This is a genomic window from Micromonospora sp. NPDC005291, assembly GCF_040607415.1.
Lineage (GTDB): Bacteria > Actinomycetota > Actinomycetes > Mycobacteriales > Micromonosporaceae > Micromonospora.
The window spans coordinates 60,450-81,038 of the sequence record NZ_JBEXGR010000012.1; the positions used below are offsets into that span (position 1 = coordinate 60,450).

Sequence of the window (20,589 nt, forward strand, 5' to 3'; positions counted from 1 at the left end):
CACCGTAGAGTGACCGACCGATCAGTCAGTCACCGGGCAGGCAGGACGGCCCGGCAGTCGACCAACACGCGGTCCGCGGCGGCCCGCAGGGCGGCGACATCGGGGCCTGCCGAGAGCACCTCCCGGGAGTACGACGGGAGCACCGAGGCGAGGCTGGAACCGAAGACGGTACGCAGATCGGCTGCGCCGGCACCCTGCGCGCCGAGCCCCGGGGCGAGCAGCGGGCCCCCCACGCCGGAGAGGTCGTGACCGGTGTCTCCGATGGTCGCGCCGACCACCAGACCGAAGCTGCCGAGTGGGGTCGCACCCCTGTTGAGCTGGGAAATCTCGTCGATCACGGTCTGCGCCACGGTGCGGCCGTCGGCCGTGCGGGCCTGCTGAACGGCCGCGCCCTCGGGGTTGGAGGTGAGGGCCAACACGAACACTCCGCCGCCGTGCTTGGCGGCGAGATCGAACATCGGTGCCAGCGAACCGACTCCCAGGTAGGGGCTCGCGGTGACCGCATCGACATACAGAGGGCTGGATGGATCGAGGTACGCGGAGGCGTACGCGCTCACCGTCGAACCGATGTCGCCGCGCTTGACGTCGAGCAGAACGAGCGAGCCGGCATTCCGTAACTGTCGGATAGTTGACTCAAGGACCGCCACACCTCGGGACCCGAACCGCTCGAAAAAGGCCGACTGAGGCTTGACCACCGCAACCCGGTCACCGAGGGCTTCCACGACGGTTTGGGTGAACCGGTCAAGCCCCTGAACGTCGTCCGCGAGGCCCCAACGGGCCAGCAGACCGGGATGCGGGTCGATGCCCACACAGAGTGGCCCGCGCTCGGTGATCGCGCGGTGCAGCCGGGTGCCGAAGCTCTCCATCGGAGTTCCCCTCTCCTCGTCCGGACGGCAGCCCCGCCCGGGTAACCGTCGACCCGGTGACCGGGCCGACTCAGCCGGCAGCCACCGCCGCCGCCACCCCGGCCGCGATCCGGGCCAGGTCGGCGTCGTCGGTGACGTACGGCGGCATCGTGTAGATCAGGTCGCGGAACGGGCGCAGCCACACCCCCTGGTCGACCGCGGCCGTGGTGGCCGCGCGGAGATCGACCTCGTGATCGAGCTGGACCACCCCGATCGCGCCGAGCATCCGTACGTCGGCCACGCCGGGCACGGCGCGTAGGGGCTCCAGGCCGGCGCGCAGGCCAGCGCCGACCCTGGCCACCTGTGCCGACCAGTCCTCGGCCCGCAGCAGCCCGATGGAGGCGTTGGCCACCGCGCAGGCCAACGGGTTGCCCATGAACGTGGGTCCGTGCGCCAGTACGCCAGCGGCGGAGATGCCCCGGGCGACCTCCGGGGTGCAGAGCGTCGCCGCGAGCGTCAGGTAGCCACCGGTGAGCGCCTTGCCCAGGCACAGCACGTCCGGCGTCACCCCGGCGTGCTCGGCGGCGAACATCTCACCGGTACGACCGAACCCGGTGGCGATCTCGTCGAAGATCAGCAGAATCCCGTGCGCACGGGTCACCTCGCGCAGCACCCGTAGGTAACCCGGGTGGTGGAAGCGCATCCCGCCAGCGCCCTGGACGACCGGCTCGACGATCACGGCAGCCAGTTCGTCGGCGTGCCGCTCGACCGTGTCCACCAACGCCGCCACGTACGCGTCGTCGGGCGGGTCGGTGAAACCGCCCGGCGGGACCGGGGCGAACACCTGCCGGGGCAGCACGTCGCCCCAGAGGTGGTGCATCCCGCCCTCCGGGTCGCAGACGCTCATCGGGTGGAACGTGTCGCCGTGGTAGCCGCCCCGCCAGGTCGCCAGCCGGTGCCGCTGCGGCCGACCGATGGCCCGCTGGTACTGCAGGCACATCTTCACCGCCACCTCGACGCTGACCGAGCCGGAGTCGGCCAGGAACACGTGCTCCAGGCCGTCCGGGGTCAGCTCGACCAGGGTCCGGGCGAGCTGCACGGCGGGCTCGTGGGTGAGCCCGCCGAACATCACGTGGCTCATCCGGCCGAGCTGGTCGGTCACCGCCGCGTCCAGCACCGGGTGTCGATAGCCGTGGATCGCCGCCCACCAGGACGACATCCCGTCCACCAGCTCCCGCCCGTCGGCCAGCCGCAGCCGCACCCCCTCGGCGCTCTCCACCACGTACGGCGGGTTCGCCGGCGGAATCGCCGCGTACGGATGCCAAACATGCGCCCGATCGGCCCCAAGAATCTCCTCAGGCGTCACGCCCACCCCACCCCATCTCCCCGCCCCCACGCCCACGCCCACGTCCGCGCCCACGTCCAAGTCCGCGTCGATCTAGGGCATCTTGTCGCTACTGGATCTCCAATCACGACGATCTGCCCTAGATCGACGCGGAAGGGGCGGTACGGGGGGCGCGGGGGGTGCGGGCGGCGCGGGCGGCGGCGCGGACCAGGGCGGGGCCTCGGTAGATGAAGCCGGTGTAGAGCTGCACCAGGGCGGCGCCGGCGTCGAACATCCGCGTTGCGTCGTCCGGGTTCAGCACGCCGCCTACGCCGATGATGGGCAGCCGGCCACCGGTCTCCCGGTGTACGAAGGACACCACTTCCCGGGCCCGGTTGGTGAGCGGCCGACCGGAGAGACCACCGGTCTGGGCGCCGCGCTCGGCGTCCACAGCGGCCAGCCCGGTACGGGCCAGCGTGGTGTTGGTGGCGATCACTCCGGCGGCGCCCCGGGCCAGGCAGACCTCCAGCAGTTCGGCGATCGCCGCCTCGGTCAGATCAGGCGCGATCTTGACCAGCACCGGCTTCTCCCCCACCAGCGCGCCGAGCAGCGCGTCCAGGTGAGCGCGGTCCTGCAACGAACGCAGCCCCGGCGTGTTCGGTGAGGACACGTTCACCGCGAAGTAGTCGCCGTGCCCGCGCAGCGCCCGGTACGAGGCGAGGTAGTCCTCGACCGCCTCGTCGAGCGGTGTCACCTTGGACTTGCCCAGCGAGATGCCCAGCGGCACGCCGATCGGGCGCGGCAGCGCCGTCAGCCGGGCGGCCAGTGCTGCGGCCCCGGCGTTGTTGAAGCCCATCCGGTTGACCACGGCCTCGCTGGTGGGCAGTCGGAACAGCCGCGGCCGGGGGTTGCCCGGCTGGGCGTGCGCGGTGACCGTGCCGACCTCGACGAAGCCGAAGCCGAGCGCCGGCCAGGCCGGCAGCGCCGCCCCGTCCTTGTCCATCCCCGCGGCCAGCCCGACCGGGTTGGGGAACCGCACACCGAACACCGTGCGTGGCGCGCTGACCGCGTACCGGGCCCGCAGCGCCGCCAGCGCGGCCGGCCGCCGCGACAGAGCGCTCAACCGCCGCAGTGTCCACTCGTGCGCCGCTTCGGCGTCCCCGCCGCCGAGCCGGAACAACCACGGCCGCACCGCCTGCTCGAACAGGGTCACTGAGCCGCCCGGAGGGTGGCGTGCAGGTCCTGCAGGGGGCGTACCTGCATGTCGCCGCGGATCCGTGCCTCGATGCCCATCACGGCCGCGGCGGCGCCGGGGACCGTGGTGATGCAGGGGATGTCAGCGGTGACGGCGGCGCTGCGGATCTCGTAGCCGTCGGAGCGGGCGCTGGCGCCCGAACCCTGCGGCGTGTTGATCACCAGTGCGACGTGGCCGCCGCCGATCAGCGACACCGCGTCGTCCCCCTCACCGGCCTGGTAGTGCTTGCGGATCTGCTCGCACGCGATGCCGTGGCGGCGCAGCACCTCGGCGGTGCCGGTGGTCGCCACGATCTCGAAGCCCAGATCGGCCAAACGCTTGATCGGGAAGATCATGCCGCGCTTGTCCCGGTTGGCCACCGAGACGAAGATCTTCCCGGCGGTCGGCAGCGAGCCGTACGCGGCTGACTGGCTCTTGGCGAAGGCATGCCCGAAGTTGGTGTCGATGCCCATCACCTCACCGGTCGACTTCATCTCCGGCCCGAGCAGCGAGTCGATCCCCTTGCCGGAGCGGGTCCGGAAGCGCTTGAACGGCAGCACCGCCTCCTTGACCGCGATCGGCGCGTCGGCGGGCATCGTGCCCCCGTCCCCCGTCGCCGGCAGCAAACCCTCGGCGCGCAGCTCGGCGATGCTCGCGCCGAGCGCGATCCGGGCCGCCGCCTTGGCCAGCGGCACCGCCGTCGCCTTGGAGACGAACGGAACGGTCCGCGACGCCCGCGGGTTGGCCTCCAGGACGTAGAGCACGTCGTCCTTGAGCGCGTACTGCACGTTGAGCAGGCCGCGGACGCCGACGCCACGGGCGATGGCCTCGGTGTAGCGGCGGACCTCGACCAGGTGCGAGCCCGCGAGGGTGATCGGCGGCAGCGCGCAGGACGAGTCACCGGAGTGGATGCCGGCCTCCTCGATGTGCTCCATCACGCCGCCGATGTAGACCTCGCCGTCGGCGTCGCACAGCGCGTCCACGTCGATCTCGATGGCGTCGTCGAGGAACCGGTCCACCAGCACGGGGTGGTCCGGGGAGATGTCGGTGGCCCGACCGATGTAGTCGCGCAGCGTCGGGTCGTCGTAGACGATCTCCATGCCCCGCCCGCCCAGCACGTACGACGGTCGGACCAGCACCGGGTAGCCGATCTCGTCGGCGATCGTCTTGGCCTCGTCGTACGAGGTGGCCATGCCGTGCGCCGGCGCGCGCAGCCCGGCCCGGGCCAGCACCGCGCCGAACGCGCCCCGCTCCTCGGCCAGGTGGATCGACTCCGGGGAGGTGCCGACCACCGGTATACCCGCGTTCTTGAGCCGCTGCGCCAACCCCAGCGGGGTCTGCCCGCCGAGCTGCACGACCACCCCGACCACGCCCGGCCCGCCGGCCGCCCGGCCGGACGAGTCCTCGGCGTGCCAGACCTCCAGGACGTCCTCGAAGGTCAGCGGCTCGAAGTAGAGCCGGTCCGCGGTGTCGTAGTCGGTGGAGACCGTCTCCGGGTTGCAGTTGACCATGACCGTCTCGTAACCGGCCTCCCGCAACGCCTGAACCGCGTGCACACAGGAATAGTCGAACTCGATGCCCTGCCCGATCCGGTTCGGGCCGGAGCCCAGGATCAGCACCTTCGGCCGGTCCGACGGCACGACCTCGGTCTCCAGGTCGTACGTCGAGTAGTGGTACGGCGTGGTCGCCTCGAACTCGGCCGCGCAGGTGTCCACGGTCTTGTAGACCGGGCGCACGTCAAGTCGGTGCCGCAGGGTCCGTACGCCGTCCTCGGCGGCCAACTCCGGGCGCAGCGCGGCGAGCTGCCGGTCGGACAGCCCGGCCCGCTTGGCACGGCGCAGCAGCTCGGCGTCGAGCACCGGGGCGTCCACGATCTCCGCGCGCAGCTCGATCAGCGAGGCGATCTGGTCCAGGAACCACGGGTCGATCCCGCCGGAGGCCTCGGCCACCTCGGCGATCGACGCACCGAGGCGCAGCGCCCGCTCGACGGTGTACAGCCGGCCGTCGTGCGGGATCCGCAGCGCGGCGAGGGTGTCCGAGCGGGTGGCCCCCTCTGGGTCCGGAGTGGTCCAGAAACCAGATGATCGGGTCTCCATCGAGCGCATCGCCTTGTTCAGCGCCTCGGTGAAGTTACGCCCGAGGCTCATCGCCTCGCCCACCGACTTCATCGTGGTCGTCAGCTCCGGGTCCGCGCCGGGGAACTTCTCGAACGCGAACCGGGGGATCTTCACCACCACGTAGTCCAGGGCCGGCTCGAACGCCGCCGGGGTCTTCAACGTGATGTCGTTGGGAATCTCGTCGAGGGTGTAGCCGATGGCCAGCTTCGCGGCGATCTTCGCGATCGGGAAGCCCGTCGCCTTGGAGGCCAGCGCCGAGGAGCGGGACACCCGGGGGTTCATCTCGATCACGACGATCCGGCCGTCGACCGGGTTGACCGCGAACTGGATGTTGCAGCCGCCGGTGTCCACCCCGACCTCGCGCAGCACGGCGATGCCCAGGTCACGCAGGCGCTGGTACTCACGGTCGGTGAGCGTCATGGCCGGGGCCACGGTGACGCTGTCGCCGGTGTGCACGCCCATCGGGTCGATGTTCTCGATCGAGCAGACCACCACCACGTTGTCGTTCCGGTCGCGCATCAGCTCAAGCTCGTACTCCTTCCAGCCGAGCACGCTCTCCTCGATGAGCACCTCGTGCACCGGGCTGGCGGACAGGCCGTCGCCGGCGATGCGGGCCAGGTCCTCCGGAGTGTGCGCCATGCCCGAGCCCAGGCCGCCCATGGTGAACGACGGCCGGATCACCACCGGCAGGCCCAGCTCGGCGACGGTCGCCTCGACCTCGTCCATCGTGTGGCAGACCCGGGAGCGGGGCACCAGCCCGGTGGGCTCGTCGACGCCCAGGCGTACGCCGGCCTTCGCGACGATCTCCTTGAACAGCTGGCGGTCCTCGCCCCGGTTGATCGCGTCGATGTTCGCGCCGATCAACTCCACGCCGTACTTCTCCAGGACGCCGGCCTCGTGCAGGGCGACCGCCGTGTTCAGCGCGGTCTGCCCGCCGAGGGTGGCCAGGATCGCGTCCGGCCGCTCCTTGGCGATGACCAGCTCCACGAACTCCGCAGTGATCGGCTCGACGTAGGTCGCGTCGGCGAACTCCGGGTCCGTCATGATCGTCGCCGGGTTGGAGTTGACCAGGCTGACCCGGATCCCCTCACTGCGCAGCACCCGGCAGGCCTGGGTGCCGGAGTAGTCGAACTCGCAGGCCTGCCCGATGACGATCGGCCCCGAGCCGATCACCAGGATGTGCTTGAGATCGGTCCGCTTAGGCATTGCTGCGCCCCTCGCTGTGGGTCCGGCCTTCGATCAGCTCGGCGAAACGGTCGAAGAGGTAGTCGGCGTCGTGCGGGCCGGCCGCCGCCTCCGGGTGGTACTGAACGGTGAACGCGGGTACGTCCACGGCCCGCAGCCCCTCGACCACGTTGTCATTGAGGCAGACGTGCGACACCCGCACACCGCCGAAGTCGGTGTCGATCACCTGGTCGGGGACCACCGCGCCGTCACCCGCACCGGGCACCTGCACGGCGAAGCCGTGGTTGTGGCTGGTCACCTCGACCTTGCCGGTGGCCCGGTCGAGCACCGGCTGGTTGATCCCCCGGTGGCCGTAGCCCAGCTTGTAGGTGCCGAAGCCGAGCGCCCGACCGAGGATCTGGCTGCCGAAGCAGATGCCGAACAGCGGCACCTGCCGCCGCAGCGCCTCCCGGGCCAGCGCCACCGGAGCGTCGGCGGTGGCCGGGTCGCCGGGTCCGGGCGACAGGAAGATCGCGTCGGCGCCGGTGGCGAGCAGCTGATCGATGCTCGACGAGGCCGGCAGCACGTGGGTGGTCACCCCACGCGCGGCGAGTCGGCGTGGCACGTTGCGCTTGATGCCCAGGTCCAGTGCGGCCACGGTGAACCGGTGCTCGCCGACGGCCTCGACGACGTACGGCTCGGCGGTGGTCACCTCGGCCGACAGGTCCGCGCCGACCATCTGCGGCGCCTGACGGACCCGGGTCAGCAGGCTCTTCGGATCGTTGTCGATGCTGGAGATGCCCACCCGCATGGCACCCCGCTCGCGCAGGTGCCGGGTCAGCGCCCGGGTGTCCACCCCGCTGATGCCCACCACACCCTCGGTGGCGAGCCGGTCCTCGAGACCACCGCTGGCCCGCCAGTTCGAGCCGATCCGGGCCGGGTCACGCACGACATAGCCAGCCACCCAGATCCGGCCGGACTCGTCGTCCTCGGCGTTGACGCCGGTGTTGCCGATGTGCGGCGCGGTCTGCACCACCACCTGACGGTGGTAGGACGGATCGGTGAGGGTCTCCTGGTAACCGGTCATGCCGGTGTTGAAGACCGCCTCGCCGAAGGTCTCCCCGACGCTGCCGTACGCCTCACCGGGGAACGTGCGCCCGTCCTCGAGCACGAGGATCGCGGAACGTCTGCGGGTCACTGTGCCAGCCTTTCGTTCGCGACTGCGGGACTCCGCTTCGCTGCATTCCTCGCGCTCACTTGACAGCCTTTCCGTCCAGGACCGTCGGCTCGCCGCGCAGGAAGGTCGCCACGATGCGACCTGGCAGCGTCATGCGGGCGTACGGGGTGTTGCGACTGCGACTGGCCAACTCCGCCGGCTCGATGGTGCGGCGGACGGCCGGGTCGATCAGGGTCAGGTTGGCCGGCACACCGGGTGCCGGGTCGACGCCGTGCCCGGTCAGCCCGGCGATCCGGGCGGGGGCGCGCGACATCCGCTCGGCGATCAGGTCCCACTCGGGGCCGAGCACGTCCAGCGCGATGGAGAGGGCCGTTTCCAGACCGAGCATCCCCGGCCGGGCGTACGCCCACTCGCACTCCTTGTCCTCCACCGCGTGCGGAGCGTGGTCGGTGGCGATCACGTCGACCACCCCGTCGGCGAGCGCGGCGCGCAGGGCGGCGACGTCCACGGCGGTGCGCAGCGGCGGGTTGACCTTGAAGACCGGGTCATAGGTTTCCGCACGCTCGTCGGTGAGCAGCAGGTGGTGCGGGGTGACCTCGGCGGTCACGCGTACCCCACGCGCCTTGGCCTGGCGCAGCACCTCGACGCTGCCGGCGGTGGAGACGTGGCAGACGTGCAGGCGGCTGCCCACGTGCTCGGCGAGCAGCACGTCGCGGGCGATGATCGCCTCCTCGGCGACCGCCGGCCAGCCGATCAGCCCGAGCCGGGTGGAGACCTCACCCTCGTGCATCTGGGCGCCCTCGGTGAGCCGGGGCTCCTCGGCGTGCTGGGCGATGATCCCGTCGAACGCCTTGACGTACTCCAGTGCCCGGCGCATCAGCTTCGGGTCGGCGACGCAGTGCCCGTCGTCGGAGAAGATCCGCACCCGGGCCGCGGAGTCGGCCATCGCGCCCAGCTCGGCCAGGCGCTCGCCGGCCAGCCCGACCGTGACCGCGCCGATCGGCTGCACGTCGACCAGGCCGGCCTCCCGGCCGAGCCGCCAGACCTGCTCGACCACGCCGGCGGTGTCCGCGACCGGGGAGGTGTTCGCCATCGCGCAGACCGCCGTGTAGCCACCCATTGCCGCCGCGCGGGAGCCGGACTCGACGGTCTCGGCGTCCTCCCGACCGGGCTCGCGCAGGTGGGTGTGCAGGTCGACGAGGCCGGGCAGGGCGACCAGCCCGGTGCCGTCGACCACGGTCGCGTCCGGCACGGACAGGCCGGGGCCGACCTCGGCGACCAGGCCGTCGCGGATCAGCAGGTCGGTCGGCGGGCCGCCGACGACACTCACGCTGGTGATCAGGTACGCGGTCACCGGTTGTTCCCTCCGAGCAGCAGGTACAGGACGGCCATCCGCACGGAGACCCCGTTGGTGACCTGTTCGACGATGGTGGAGCGGGGTGAGTCGGCGACCTCGGGGGTGATCTCCATCCCCCGGTTCATCGGGCCGGGGTGCATGACGATGGCGTGATCGGGCAGCCGGCGCATACGCGGGCCGTCGAGCCCGTAGCGGCGGGCGTACTCGCGCGCGGAGGGGAAGTAGGAGTCGTTCATCCGTTCCCGCTGCACCCGCAGCATCATCACCACGTCGACGTTGGGCAGCACGGAGTCGAGGTCGTAGGAGACGTCGGTGCCGGGGGCGAGGGCTCCCGCGATGTCGACCGGGATGAGGGTCGGCGGGCCGACCAGGGTGACCTTGGCGCCGAGGGTGGAGAGCAGCAGCACGTTGGAGCGGGCGACCCGGGAGTGCAGCACGTCCCCGACCACCGCGACCGACAGGCCGGCCAGCCGGCCCAACCGCGCCCGCATGGTGTACGCGTCCAGCAGCGCCTGGGTGGGGTGCTCGTGGGTGCCGTCACCGGCGTTGACGACCGACCCGTCGACCCAGTTGGCCAGGCGGTGCGGCGCGCCGGAGGCGGGGTGCCGGATGACGACGGCGTCGGCGCCCATGGCCTGCAGGGTCAGCGCGGTGTCCTTCAGGCTCTCGCCCTTGGTGACGCTGGACCCCTTCGCGGAAAAGTTGATCACGTCGGCGCTGAGCCGCTTGGCCGCCGCCTCGAAGGAGATGCGGGTGCGGGTGGAGTCCTCGTAGAAGAGGTTCACCACGGTCCGGCCGCGCAGCGCGGGCAGCTTCTTGATCTCCCGGCCGGCGACGGTGGCCATCTCGGCGGCGGTGTCCAGGATCTCGGTGGCGGTGTCGGCGTCGAGGTCCGCGCCGGAGAGCAGGTGCTTGATCATGAGGAGGTTCCTCCGTACAACTTGACCTCGTCCGTCCCGTCGGTCTCGGCGAGCGTCACCTTCACGCTCTCGGCGAGCGAGGTCGGGATGTTCTTGCCGACGTAGTCGGCGCGGATCGGCAGCTCCCGGTGGCCGCGGTCGACCAGGACGGCGAGCTGCACGGACGCCGGGCGGCCCACGTCGTTGAGCGCGTCGAGCGCGGCCCGGACGGTGCGGCCGGAGAAGAGCACGTCGTCGACGAGGATGACCCGCTTGCCGTCGATGCCGCCGGACGGCAGCTCGGTCGGGCCGATCGCGCGGGTGGCGTTCCGGCGGAGGTCGTCCCGGTACAGGGTGATGTCGAGCACACCGACCGGAATGGCGACGTCCTCGAAGGTGCTGATCCGGGCGGCGAGCCGCCGGGCGAGGGGGGTGCCCCGGGTGGGAATCCCCAGAAGCACCGTGTCAGCGGCGCCCTGGGTCTTCTCCAGGATCTGGTGGGCGATGCGGTCGACCACGCGTTGCACGTCGGCGCTGGCGAGGATCACCTTCACCGAGGGTTGTCGCGGTGGTGACGAGCGGGCAGCCGGTGGGTATGCCACGGCGGACCTCCTTCCCCGCCTCACGGGACGGGTCGTTAAAGGATGTCGGGCACCTCCGGCCGGACCGCACAGCGGACCTGAGCCGGGGCTTCACGCCACGTTACCAGTGGTCACCGTGCCGATGGACGGCGGCCGCTGACCACCGGATCAGGTCCACGAAATGGGGATAACTTCCCTGACGCTCCCCAACGGTAGGGTCACGACCACTTGACCAGGTGTCCCATTCCCCGTACCGTCACGCTCCGTAGCGATCGACGGGAGAACCCCGAGCAGCACTGGGAGTGTCCGAATGCCCTCTGAATACGCCAAATCTCTGGGCGCCCGCCTGCGCTCCATCCGCCAGCAGCAGGGTCTCTCCCTGCAGGGTGTGGAGGAGAAGTCCAACGGGCGGTGGAAGGCCGTGGTGGTCGGCTCGTACGAGCGCGGCGACCGGGCCGTGACGGTGTCCCGTCTGGCCGAGTTGGCCGAGTTCTACCGCGTCCCCGTCTCGGAGCTGCTGCCCGACGGCAGTGGCGTCCGTCACGAGCCCACCAGCAAGATCGTCCTGGATCTGGAGCGGCTGTACGACGAGGCCTCCGAGGACCTGGCCTACGTCGCCCGCTACGCCCGCGCCATCCAGCAGCAGCGCGGCGACTACAACGGCCGGGTGCTCTCCATCCGCGCCGACGACCTGCGGGCGCTCGCTATCGTCTATGACGCCTCGCCGTCGGGCCTGATCGAGCGGCTCACCGAGCACGGTGTGCTGGTGGCCGACCCCCGGGCGTTCTTCGCCTCCTGAGCTGTCGTTCCACCGAAAGGGCCCGTGCCATCCGGCACGGGCCCTTTTCGTTCGTGGCGCTGGTGTGCTGCGCTGGCGCTGACTCAGCGGGTGGCGTACTCGGCGATCCGGCCGAGGATGCCGTTGAGGAAGCGCGGCGAATCGTCGGTCGACATCTGCCGGGCCAGCTCCACAGCCTCGCTGATCGCCACCGCGTCGTCGATCTCGTCGACGTAGAGCAACTCGTAGACGGCGATCCGGGCCAGGTTCCGGTCGACGACCGGCATCCGCTCCAGCGTCCAACCCTCGGCGTAGCTGGCGATCAGCTCGTCGATCCGGTTGAGGTGCTCGGCAACACCCTCGACCAGGCCCACCGCATAGCCCAGGTGCTCCGGTCGGGGCTGCTCGATCCGCTGCACGTAGCCGGCGAGCACCTCCACCGGAGGCTTGTCCCGCAGGTCGGCCTCGTAGAGGACATCCAGCGCCCGCTTGCGCGCCTTGCGGCGCGCCGGCATCTGCTGCTTGGAACCCTCGGCCATCAGGCGCGGCCGAGGTAACGGCCGTCGCGGGTGTCGACCTTGATCTTCTCGCCGGTGGTGATGAACAGCGGCACCGGCACGGTGGCGCCGGTCTCCACGGTCGCCGGCTTGGTGCCGCCGGTCGAGCGGTCGCCCTGCAGGCCCGGCTCGGTGTAGGTGACCTCCAGCACGACGCTGGTGGGCAGCTCGATGTAGAGCGGCACACCCTCGTGGGTGGCGACGGTCGCCTCCGCCTCGGGCAGCAGGTAGTTGGCTGCTTCACCGACGGTGCCACCGGGCACCGTGATCTGGTCGAAGGTCTCCAGATCCATGAAGACGTAGTCCTCGCCGTCGGCGTACAGGTATTGCATGGTGCGCTTGTCCACGGTCGCGGTTTCGACCTTGGTGCCCGCGTTGAAGGTCTTGTCGACCACCTTCCCGGACAGCACGTTCTTCAGCGTGGTGCGCACGAACGCACCACCCTTACCGGGCTTGACGTGCTGGAACTCGACGACAGCCCACAGCTCGCCGTCCAGGTTGAGTACCAGGCCGTTTTTGAGGTCGTTGGTGGAGGCCATTTCCTGCCTTGATCATCAATTGGCGGACGGACCTGGCAAGTCTACAAGCTGCGTCGAATCGGCCGGCCCCCGCTCGGAGCGCCCCTCAGCGGGCGGCCAGATGGTGCAGTGCGAGGCGATAACCGTCGATGCCGAGACCACAGATCACCCCGGTCGCCACCGCGGAGACCACCGAATGGTGCCGGAACTCCTCACGGGCGTGGATGTTGGAGAGGTGCACCTCCACCAGCGGCCCGCGCAGCATGGCGCACGCGTCCCGCACGGCGTACGAGTAGTGCGACCAGGCAGCCGGGTTGAGCACCACCGCGGCGCCCTCGTCGGCGGCGGTGTGCAGCCAGCCGAGCAGTTCGTGCTCGGCGTCGGTCTGCCGGACCGTCACGTCCAGCCCCAACTGCTCGCCCGTGGATTCACAGAGCGCCACCAGGTCGGCGTAGGTGGTCGCGCCGTACACCTCGGGCTCTCGGGTGCCCAGCCGGCCCAGGTTCGGCCCGTTCAACACGTAGACCTTCACGCCGGGCCACCTTTCGTTCGCGACTGCGGGGCTCGCAAACCCGGCTCACTCCTCGCGCTCACCGGGCACAGACCTCCTGGTAGGCGGCCTCCAGCAGCGCATCCTCCGGGCCCTCCAGCATCGCCGGGCGAGCCAGCCCGTCCAGCACCACGAAGCGCAGCCGGTTGCCCCGGGTCTTCTTGTCCACCCGCATGGCGGCCAGCAGTTGCGGCCAGGCGTCGGCCGGGTAGCTCACCGGCAGGTCGAGCGCGGCCAGGGTGGCTCGATGCCGGTCGGCGGTCGGGGCGTCCAGTCGGCCGGCGAGCCGGGCCAGCGCGGCGGCGTAGACCAGGCCGACGGCGACGGCGTGCCCGTGCCGCCAGCGGTAGCCCTCGTTCTGCTCGATCGCGTGGGCCAGCGTGTGACCGTAGTTGAGCACCTCCCGCACGCCCGACTCGCGCAGGTCACCGGCGACCACGTCGGCCTTGACCCGGATCGCCCGCTCGATCAGCTCCCGCGTCACCGGCCCGCGCGCGTCGGTGGCCGCCGCCGGGTCGCGCTCGATCAGCTCCAGGATCGCCGGGTCGGCGATGAACCCGCACTTGACCACCTCGGCGAGCCCGGCCGCCAGGTCGACCGCGGGCAGACTGTCCAGAGTGGCCAGGTCGGCCAGCACGCCGACCGGCGGGTGGAACGCGCCCACCAGGTTCTTGCCGGCGGCCGTGTTGATGCCCGTCTTGCCGCCCACCGCGGCGTCCACCATGCCCAGCAGCGAGGTCGCCACCGGCACCCAGCGCACCCCCCGCAACCAGCAGGCCGCGACGAAGCCGGCCAGGTCGGTCACCGCACCGCCGCCCACCCCGACCACCGCGTCGGTGCGGGTGAAGCCGGCCGCTCCGAGCCGGTCCCAACAGGCGGCGGCCACGTCGATCTGCTTGCCAGACTCGGCGTCGGGCACCTCGATCGGCAGCGGCTCGACGCCAGCGGCGCGCAGTCGCTCGCCAAGCGCGTCCGCAAGGGCCTTGAGCGGGGGCGCGTGCAGCACCGCCGCCCGGGTCGCGCCGGGCAGCAGGCCGGGCAGCGCGCCCAGCAGGTCGCGTCCAACCAACACGTCGTACGGCCGCTCGCCGCCGACCGGAATCCGGGTCACCTCGTCCATCGCCGGCAGCCTAGTCCAGCGAACGGCGCGGTGAGGGCAACCGCCCACCTGCTGGCCGGGCGGCCCAGTCGGCCAGCAGGCGGGCGTGCTCGGCCACCGCGGCGCGCAACGCGTCCGGGTGTCGCACGGTGAACGGGCAGCCCAGCCCGGCGAGCAGCGCGGCCGCACCGGGCAGGCTCTCCACCCGGGTCCGCAGCAGCACCCCGTCGGTGGTGGCGGTCAACTCGGCCACGCTGGGCGGGACGCGGCGGCGGGCGGTGACCAGGTCGGTCTCCAGCAACACCTCGATCTCGTGGGTGTACGGCACGCCGGCAAGCGACCGCGTCACCCGGGTCACCGGGTCGAAGCCGTCCGGCACGGTGAACGTCGTCACGCCGGGGGTCACGGCGCCGATGCGGTCCAGCCGGAAGGTGCGGACCTCACCGCGCCGATGGTCGTGCCCGGTGACGTACCAGCGGCCGGAGTGAAAGACCAGGCCGTACGGGTCGAGCTCCCGGTGCGACTGCTCGCCCCGCCAGGAGCGGTAGTCCAGTGCCACCCGCTGCCGGTGCCGGGCGGCCGCGGCCAGGACGAGCAGGGTGCCCGACGCCGGCCCCCGCTGCGCCTCGGGGCGTCGCAGGGTGAAGCCCAGGTGCTCCTGCACGGCGGCCAGCCGGTCGGCGAGCGCCACCGGCAGCACCCGGCGGATCTTCGCCAGCGCGGTGGCGGTGGCCGGCTGCTCGGTGGCCAGCCCGACCCGCTCCGCGACGACCAGGCCGAGCAGCACGGCCACCGCCTCATCGTCGGTGAGCATCAGCGGCGGCAACCTGAACCCGGGGTGCAGCCGGTAACCGCCGTAGCGGCCCCGGTCGGCGGTGACCGGGATGCCCATCTCGACCAGGGTGGCCGCGTACCGGCGCACGGTTCGCTCGTCCACGCCGAGCCGGCCGGCCAGTTCGGCGGCCGTCGCCCGGTGTCGCGCCTGGAGCAGTTCGAGCAGGGCCAGCACCCGACCGGCGGGATGTGACACGGGCCACTCCTTAAAACCGGGCGGATTCTGTCCAGATTCGATCGTACGGTCTGTCGGTAGCCGAGAGAAGGAGCGACAGATGGCGACGTTCGTGCTGGTACCGGGGTTCTGGTTGGGCGCCTGGGCGTGGCGGGAGGTGACCGGAACGCTGCGCGCGCAGGGGCATGAGGTGTACCCGATGACGCTGACCGGATTGGCCGAGCGTGAGCACCTGGCCGGGCCGGAGGTGAGCCTGGAGACGCACACCGCCGACATCGTCCGGCTGATCGAGGTGGAGGACCTGCGTGAGGTGCTGCTGGTCGGGCACTCCGGTGGCGGCATGCCGGTCGCCCAGGCTGCGGACCGCATCCCGGACCGGATCGCCCGCGTGGTCTACGTGGAGAGTGGGCCGCTGCCGGACGGCACCGCACAGTTCGACACGGTGCCGCCCGAGGAGCAGGAGGCGCTGCGGGCCGCCATCGGCGACGGGCATCTGCTGCCGCCGCCGGCCTGGGATCCGACGGCCGACCCGGCCAACCTGGCCGGACTGGACGAACCGACGCTCGCCCTGCTGCGCGCCCGGGCCACTCCGCAGCCGCTGCGGGCGGCGACCGACCCGGTGCGGCGCACCGGCGGTCGCCCGGTGCCGACCGCGCTGGTCGCCAGCACGTTCCCGTTGGCCGTGGTGGAGCAGATGATCGGCCAGGGACACCCGTTCTTCACCGGGCTGGCCGGCGGTCAGCTGTTCGAGCTGCCCACCGGGCACTGGCCGATGCTCAGCGAACCGAAGGCCCTGGCCGACATCCTCGACGCCGTCGCCCACGGCTGAGGCAAGGCCCCAGAAACGGGCACCGTCGTCGGCCCCCGCCCAGCCGCCAGCCCACCGGCTGGCCCGGCGTCAGCGGGGCAGCAGGGCGGCGATCTCGGTGACGATCTCCGCCGGGGCCCGCCCGTCGGTGGTCACCGTCGCGGTGGCGACCTCGGTGTAGAGCGGCCGGCGCTGGTCCATCAGGTGTTTGAGGGTGGCTCGCGGGTTGATCGCCAGCAGTGGCCGGCCAGCGCCGAGCCCGACCCGCTTCACCGCGTCCGGCAGCTCGACCGAGAGGTGCACCACCCGGTGCCCGACCAGGGCGGCCCGGTTCTCCTCGGCCAACACCGCGCCGCCGCCGAGGGCGAGCACACCCGTGCCGGCAGCCAGCGCCGCGGCCACCGCGGCCCGCTCCAGAGTACGGAAGTGCGCCTCACCCTCGTCGATGAAAATCTCCGGGATCGGCTTGCCGGCCATCTGCTCGATGTCGGTGTCGGTGTCGCGGAACTCCACCCCGAGGGTGGCGGCGAGTGCCCGTCCGACGGTGGTCTTGCCACAGCCGGGCGCGCCGACCAGCACGACGACCGGTGCCATCAGCGGATGACCAACGCGTCGAGGTACCCGGCCAGGTTCCGGCGGATCTCGGGGATCGAATCCCCGCCGAACTTCTCGGTGGCCGCCTCGGCGAGCACCAGGGCCACCATCGCCTCGGCGACCACCGCCGCGGCGGGCACGGCGCAGACGTCCGACCGCTGGTTGATCGCAGTGGCCGGCTCGCCGGTGGCGACATCCACGGTGGCCAGCGCCCGGTTCAGTGAGGAGATCGGCTTCATCGCGGCGCGAACCCGCAGCGGCTCACCGGTGGTGATGCCACCCTCCAGGCCGCCGGCCCGGTCGGTGACCCGGCGGACGCCGGTGGCCGACGGGATGATCTCGTCGTGCGCCTCCGAGCCGCGGGACCGGGCCTGCTGCCAGCCGTCGCCGATCTCCACGCCCTTGATCGCCTGAATGGACATCAGCGCGGTGGCCAGTCGGGCGTCGAGCTTGCGGTCCCACTGCACGTGGCTGCCCAACCCCGGCGGCACCCCGTACGCCAGCACCTCGACCACACCGCCGAGGGTGTCGGCGGCCTTCTTCGCGGCGTCGACCTCGGCGACCATCAGGGCGCTGGCCTCCGGGTCGAGGCAGCGCAGCGGGTCGGCGTCGATCCGGGCGGCGTCGGACGGAGTGGGGCGTAGCCCGGGCTTCGCGGCCACCGGGCCCAGCTCGATGACGTGCGAGACGATCTCGATGCCGAGCGCCTGGCGGATCAGCGCCTTGGCGACCGCGCCGACGGCGACCCGGGCGGCGGTTTCCCGGGCGCTGGCGCGCTCCAGGATCGGCCGCGCGTCGGTGTGGCCGTACTTCTGCATGCCGGCCAGGTCGGCGTGGCCCGGGCGGGGGCGGGTCAGCGGGGCGTTGCGGGCCTGCTGGGCCAACTCGTCGGGGTCGACCGGGTCGGCGGCCATCACCGTGCGCCACTTCGGCCACTCGGAGTTGCCGACGCGGATCGCCACCGGGCTGCCCAGGGTGAGCCCGTGCCGCAGACCGCCGAGCACCTCGACCTCGTCCCGCTCGAACGACATCCGGGCGCCCCGGCCGTAGCCCAGCCGTCGGCGGGCCAACTCGTCGGCGATCTCGGTGGTGGTCACCTCGATGCCGGCCGGCACCCCCTCCAGCATCGCGACGAGGGAGGGACCGTGCGATTCACCTGCAGTCAACCAACGCAACACAACGGTCAGTCTGTCACGCCCGGTCGCCGCCCCGCCGTGCCGCCCGGCGCGTCCCGCCCTGCGGACGCGGACGTCCGCAGGGCGGTCACCGGGACCGCGCCTGTTCCTGCCAACGCCGTACGTCGGCCAGCAGTTCTCGCAGCCGAACCACGTGCACCGCGATGGGAAACCACGAGTACACGCGGGACGCGGTCAGCGGCGCCTCCCGTCCGTCCCGGAGCGTCAGGACCAGACAGTGACCGTCGAGGAAGCCACCAGGCCGGCCGAGATGCACCTCGGCCACCTCCGTTCGCTCGTACGTGCGCCGCACGAAGAGCCGGACATCGGTGACCGAGGAGTCGGTGATGGAAACCCTGACGACGGCCGCCCGCCACGCCAGCAGTACGAGAACGATGCCGGCCCCGACACCCAGCGCCTTATCCGGTGCGCCCTCAGCGGTCACCACCGACGCGGCAGAGGCAACGGCGAGAACGAGCAGGAGCCCGACCTTGTACGGCTGCTCGGGTGAACGCAGTTCCCTAATTCGCAACTCCCCACTGGACGTCACTGTTTGGCCAGCGCTGCAGGCCGTTGAATTCTTCTCAGCCTGGATGCCCTTGGGTCAATTCGACTTGCAATGGACCGAGGGATACCCAGCTTCGAGGCGGCAGGAGTGGATCGATCAGCTCCGCAGTGCACCGGTTCAGATCCCCCGACCGCGCTTGTGCAGGGTGCGCAGCAACGCGTCGGCCCGGACCACCCGACCGGCGACGGCGAGGGCGAGGTAGGCGCGCGGCTCGCGGGGATTGCTCCGCAGGGTGCGTCGGGCCCAGCGCAGCGCGCCCCGGCGGTCGCCGGAGGCGGCCTGGGCGAACGCGATCTGCCCGGCCACCCTGGCCTCACCGGCCGGTTGGCTGGCGAACTCCGGGTAGCGCTGCAGCAACCATTGCAGCGCCTCGGAGATGGTGTCCCAGCGCTGCGCGAAGTACGAGCGTTTGTGCCAGCGAACCAGCACCGACGGCGTACGCAGGTTGATCAGCGGCGCGCTGCGCGCAGCCCGGAGCAGGAACTCGTAGTCCTCCGCGTAACTGCCCGGGATCTCCTCGTCGACGAGCCCGAACCCGTCGCGCAGCGCGATGGCCCGGATCAGGAAGGTCGACGGGTGCAGCTCCGTCATCCGGTCGCGCAGCAGGTCGTCCAGGGTGATCCGGTCCTTCTCGAGCACCCGGTCGACGGTGTGCCCGTCGTAGCTCACACGGATGCCGCAGCAGACGAACTCGGCCTCCGGATCGGCGACCAGCGCGTCGACCTGGGCGACCAGCTTGCCGGGCAGCCACTCGTCGTCGTCGTCGCAGAACGCGACCAACTCGCCCTCGGCCGCGAGGGTGCCGCTGTTTCGCGCACCGGCCAACCCCGGGGTACGGGTATTGCCGATCACCCGCACCGTACGGACCGGGCCGTCCCCCAGCCCGGTCAGCGACTCATCCGACGCGGACTGGTCGAACACCACCACGACCTCGATCGTGCCCGCGTATTCCTGCGCCAGGATCGCGCGCACCGCGGCGCGCAGCAACTCGGGGCGGTCCCGGGTGGGCACCACGACGCTGACGCTCGGCTGCTGGGTCATCGGGTCTCCTTCGTACCCGGGCGCGCCCGGGACCAGACCCGCCACCGGGGTGGGCGCGGGTTCGAGCGGGCCACCAGGTCATCGACGATCCGCCCGACCCGGGCCACCGCCGCCCGTCGCGCCTCACGCGCGTCCGGGTCGTCGGCCACCGCGTACCGGGACGGGTCGGCGAGCCCGGCGGTCAACGCGTCGTGCAACGCCTCCCGGGTCTCGCAGAGCGCCACCAGCCCGGCGGCGCCGAGCCGGCGGGCGAAGAGTTGCTGGTGGTCGTCGACGTGCTCACCGCGCGTCGGGTCGCGGGGCACCACGATGGGCAGGTGGCCGTGCCGGCGGGCTTCCAGGATGGTCGCCGGGCCGCCGTGGCAGACCACCAGGTCGGCGTGGGCCATCGCCTGCTGCAGGTCGTCGTGGCCGAGGAACGGCACCGCGCCGGGCACCTGTGGCGCGGCCGTGTGCCCGTGCTGCACGGTCAGCCCGACCGGGTCGCTGGCCTGCGCGTGCCACTGCGCCAGCCAGTCGACCAGCCGGTCGAAGGGGTGCTTGTCGGTGCCGACCGCGACCAGCAGCCGGATCTGGGCGGCCGGTGCGCTGTCACGTTGGCGTGGCAACCGGGCGCCCTCGGTGGTGGTCGACCGGGGTTGCGGAAGCCGGGCGGTGCCCGTCTCCCCGGTCACAGCAGCGTCCCGACGACGGTCGCCTCGGGGTACTGCCGCCGCTGCTCGTCCCACTGCACGAGCATCGCGGACAGGAACGGCCGGCAGAGCCGGGCGGTCAACGTCGGGGTGTCGATCCGGTCGTACACCTCGATGTAGACGGTCGGGATGCGCCGCAGCCGGGCCAGCACCACGAACGGCACCGCCACCCCGGCGCCGGTGGTGACCACCGCGGCGACCCGCCGTGCCCGCAGCACCCGCCAGGCCAGCAGCGCGTTGCGCAGCAGGTTCGGCACGTTGCGGGTGGTCGGGTGGTGCGCCGGCACCAGGTCCTCGCCGGTCAGCAGGGACACCGCCTCCGGGGTGTCGAAGGTGACCCAGCAGCGCTGCCACTGTTCGTACCAGGGCCGCAGGGCGAGTAATTGGGCCAGGTGGCCGCCGCTGGATCCGACCAGCAGCAGCACCGGTGCCTCACCGTCGTCGTTCTTCGTTTCCACGCGACTCCCCACAAGTTCGCTTGGAGTTTCCATTCACGCCAGGC

At 71.8% G+C, this 20,589-nt stretch carries 21 protein-coding genes; 2 read left to right on the plus strand and 19 right to left on the minus strand.

Going from position 1 to position 20,589, the window contains the following annotated elements:
- Positions 1 to 29 precede the first annotated feature (29 nt).
- The 8 genes from pyrF to pyrR form a co-directional block, all read right to left on the minus strand.
- Positions 30 to 866, minus strand: coding sequence for an orotidine-5'-phosphate decarboxylase (gene pyrF / locus ABZT18_RS17820; RefSeq protein WP_354993661.1), 837 nt, complete (start codon positions 864 to 866; stop codon positions 30 to 32).
- Positions 867 to 936: 70 nt separating this feature from the next.
- Positions 937 to 2,211, minus strand: coding sequence for an adenosylmethionine--8-amino-7-oxononanoate transaminase (locus ABZT18_RS17825; RefSeq protein WP_355251877.1), 1,275 nt, complete (start codon positions 2,209 to 2,211; stop codon positions 937 to 939).
- A 118-nt stretch (positions 2,212 to 2,329) separates the two neighbouring features.
- Complete coding sequence (locus ABZT18_RS17830; protein ID WP_355251880.1) at positions 2,330 to 3,382, minus strand: quinone-dependent dihydroorotate dehydrogenase; 1,053 nt, start codon at positions 3,380 to 3,382, stop codon at positions 2,330 to 2,332.
- Positions 3,379 to 6,726, minus strand: coding sequence for a carbamoyl-phosphate synthase large subunit (gene carB / locus ABZT18_RS17835; protein WP_354993664.1), 3,348 nt, complete (start codon positions 6,724 to 6,726; stop codon positions 3,379 to 3,381). Before carB ends, ABZT18_RS17830 begins: the two co-directional genes overlap by 4 nt.
- The gene (gene carA, locus ABZT18_RS17840) at positions 6,719 to 7,882 is read right to left on the minus strand and encodes a glutamine-hydrolyzing carbamoyl-phosphate synthase small subunit (RefSeq protein ID WP_354993665.1); all 1,164 of its coding nucleotides are present in this window, start codon (positions 7,880 to 7,882) and stop codon (positions 6,719 to 6,721) included. Before carA ends, carB begins: the two co-directional genes overlap by 8 nt.
- 55 nt (positions 7,883 to 7,937) lie before the next feature.
- Positions 7,938 to 9,215 carry a dihydroorotase gene (locus ABZT18_RS17845; protein ID WP_354993666.1) on the minus strand — a complete coding sequence of 426 codons (1,278 nt, stop codon included), beginning with the start codon at positions 9,213 to 9,215 and terminating at the stop codon, positions 7,938 to 7,940.
- The gene (locus tag ABZT18_RS17850) at positions 9,212 to 10,138 is read right to left on the minus strand and encodes an aspartate carbamoyltransferase catalytic subunit (protein ID WP_354993667.1); all 927 of its coding nucleotides are present in this window, start codon (positions 10,136 to 10,138) and stop codon (positions 9,212 to 9,214) included. Before ABZT18_RS17850 ends, ABZT18_RS17845 begins: the two co-directional genes overlap by 4 nt.
- Positions 10,135 to 10,719 carry a bifunctional pyr operon transcriptional regulator/uracil phosphoribosyltransferase PyrR gene (gene pyrR / locus ABZT18_RS17855; protein WP_354993668.1) on the minus strand — a complete coding sequence of 195 codons (585 nt, stop codon included), beginning with the start codon at positions 10,717 to 10,719 and terminating at the stop codon, positions 10,135 to 10,137. The genes ABZT18_RS17850 and pyrR overlap by 4 nt, the downstream gene beginning before the upstream one ends.
- Positions 10,720 to 11,008: 289 nt before the next feature.
- Here pyrR and ABZT18_RS17860 point away from each other — a divergent pair, with 289 nt between their 5' ends.
- Positions 11,009 to 11,497, plus strand: coding sequence for a transcriptional regulator (locus tag ABZT18_RS17860; RefSeq protein ID WP_007458348.1), 489 nt, complete (start codon positions 11,009 to 11,011; stop codon positions 11,495 to 11,497).
- Positions 11,498 to 11,580: 83 nt separating this feature from the next.
- Here ABZT18_RS17860 and nusB read toward each other — a convergent pair whose 3' ends face one another.
- From nusB to ABZT18_RS17885, 5 genes are all read right to left on the minus strand, one after another.
- Positions 11,581 to 11,991 (minus strand): transcription antitermination factor NusB, encoded by a 411-nt coding sequence (nusB, locus tag ABZT18_RS17865; RefSeq protein WP_354994042.1) that lies wholly within the window; start codon positions 11,989 to 11,991, stop codon positions 11,581 to 11,583.
- 23 nt (positions 11,992 to 12,014) lie between these two features.
- Positions 12,015 to 12,572: an elongation factor P gene (efp, locus tag ABZT18_RS17870; protein WP_354993669.1), complete on the minus strand. Its 558-nt coding sequence runs from the start codon at positions 12,570 to 12,572 to the stop codon at positions 12,015 to 12,017.
- Positions 12,573 to 12,657: 85 nt separating this feature from the next.
- Positions 12,658 to 13,083, minus strand: a complete 426-nt coding sequence (gene aroQ, locus ABZT18_RS17875; protein WP_354993670.1) for a type II 3-dehydroquinate dehydratase — start codon at positions 13,081 to 13,083, stop codon at positions 12,658 to 12,660.
- Positions 13,084 to 13,141: 58 nt separating this feature from the next.
- The gene (aroB, locus tag ABZT18_RS17880) at positions 13,142 to 14,221 is read right to left on the minus strand and encodes a 3-dehydroquinate synthase (protein ID WP_354993671.1); all 1,080 of its coding nucleotides are present in this window, start codon (positions 14,219 to 14,221) and stop codon (positions 13,142 to 13,144) included.
- 10 nt (positions 14,222 to 14,231) lie between these two features.
- Complete coding sequence (locus tag ABZT18_RS17885; protein ID WP_355251883.1) at positions 14,232 to 15,230, minus strand: YafY family protein; 999 nt, start codon at positions 15,228 to 15,230, stop codon at positions 14,232 to 14,234.
- A 79-nt stretch (positions 15,231 to 15,309) separates the two neighbouring features.
- Between ABZT18_RS17885 and ABZT18_RS17890 the strand changes: the two genes are divergently transcribed.
- The gene (locus ABZT18_RS17890) at positions 15,310 to 16,038 is read left to right on the plus strand and encodes an alpha/beta fold hydrolase (protein ID WP_355251886.1); all 729 of its coding nucleotides are present in this window, start codon (positions 15,310 to 15,312) and stop codon (positions 16,036 to 16,038) included.
- Positions 16,039 to 16,107: 69 nt separating this feature from the next.
- Here ABZT18_RS17890 and ABZT18_RS17895 read toward each other — a convergent pair whose 3' ends face one another.
- The 6 genes from ABZT18_RS17895 to ABZT18_RS17920 all read right to left on the minus strand — a co-directional run bounded on the left by ABZT18_RS17895 (position 16,108) and on the right by ABZT18_RS17920 (position 20,545).
- Positions 16,108 to 16,611 (minus strand): shikimate kinase, encoded by a 504-nt coding sequence (locus ABZT18_RS17895; RefSeq protein ID WP_354993674.1) that lies wholly within the window; start codon positions 16,609 to 16,611, stop codon positions 16,108 to 16,110.
- Positions 16,611 to 17,789, minus strand: a complete 1,179-nt coding sequence (gene aroC / locus ABZT18_RS17900; RefSeq protein ID WP_354993675.1) for a chorismate synthase — start codon at positions 17,787 to 17,789, stop codon at positions 16,611 to 16,613. The genes ABZT18_RS17895 and aroC overlap by 1 nt, the downstream gene beginning before the upstream one ends.
- A gap of 85 nt (positions 17,790 to 17,874) precedes the next feature.
- On the minus strand, positions 17,875 to 18,336 hold the full coding sequence (locus ABZT18_RS17905) for a hypothetical protein (protein ID WP_355251889.1): 462 nt from the start codon (positions 18,334 to 18,336) through the stop codon (positions 17,875 to 17,877).
- 135 nt (positions 18,337 to 18,471) lie between these two features.
- Positions 18,472 to 19,395, minus strand: coding sequence for a glycosyltransferase (locus ABZT18_RS17910; RefSeq protein ID WP_355251892.1), 924 nt, complete (start codon positions 19,393 to 19,395; stop codon positions 18,472 to 18,474).
- Positions 19,392 to 19,967, minus strand: a complete 576-nt coding sequence (locus ABZT18_RS17915) for a glycosyltransferase (RefSeq protein ID WP_355251915.1) — start codon at positions 19,965 to 19,967, stop codon at positions 19,392 to 19,394. Before ABZT18_RS17915 ends, ABZT18_RS17910 begins: the two co-directional genes overlap by 4 nt.
- Positions 19,968 to 20,065: 98 nt before the next feature.
- Positions 20,066 to 20,545, minus strand: a complete 480-nt coding sequence (locus ABZT18_RS17920; RefSeq protein ID WP_355251895.1) for a UDP-N-acetylglucosamine--LPS N-acetylglucosamine transferase — start codon at positions 20,543 to 20,545, stop codon at positions 20,066 to 20,068.
- Positions 20,546 to 20,589 lie beyond the last annotated feature (44 nt).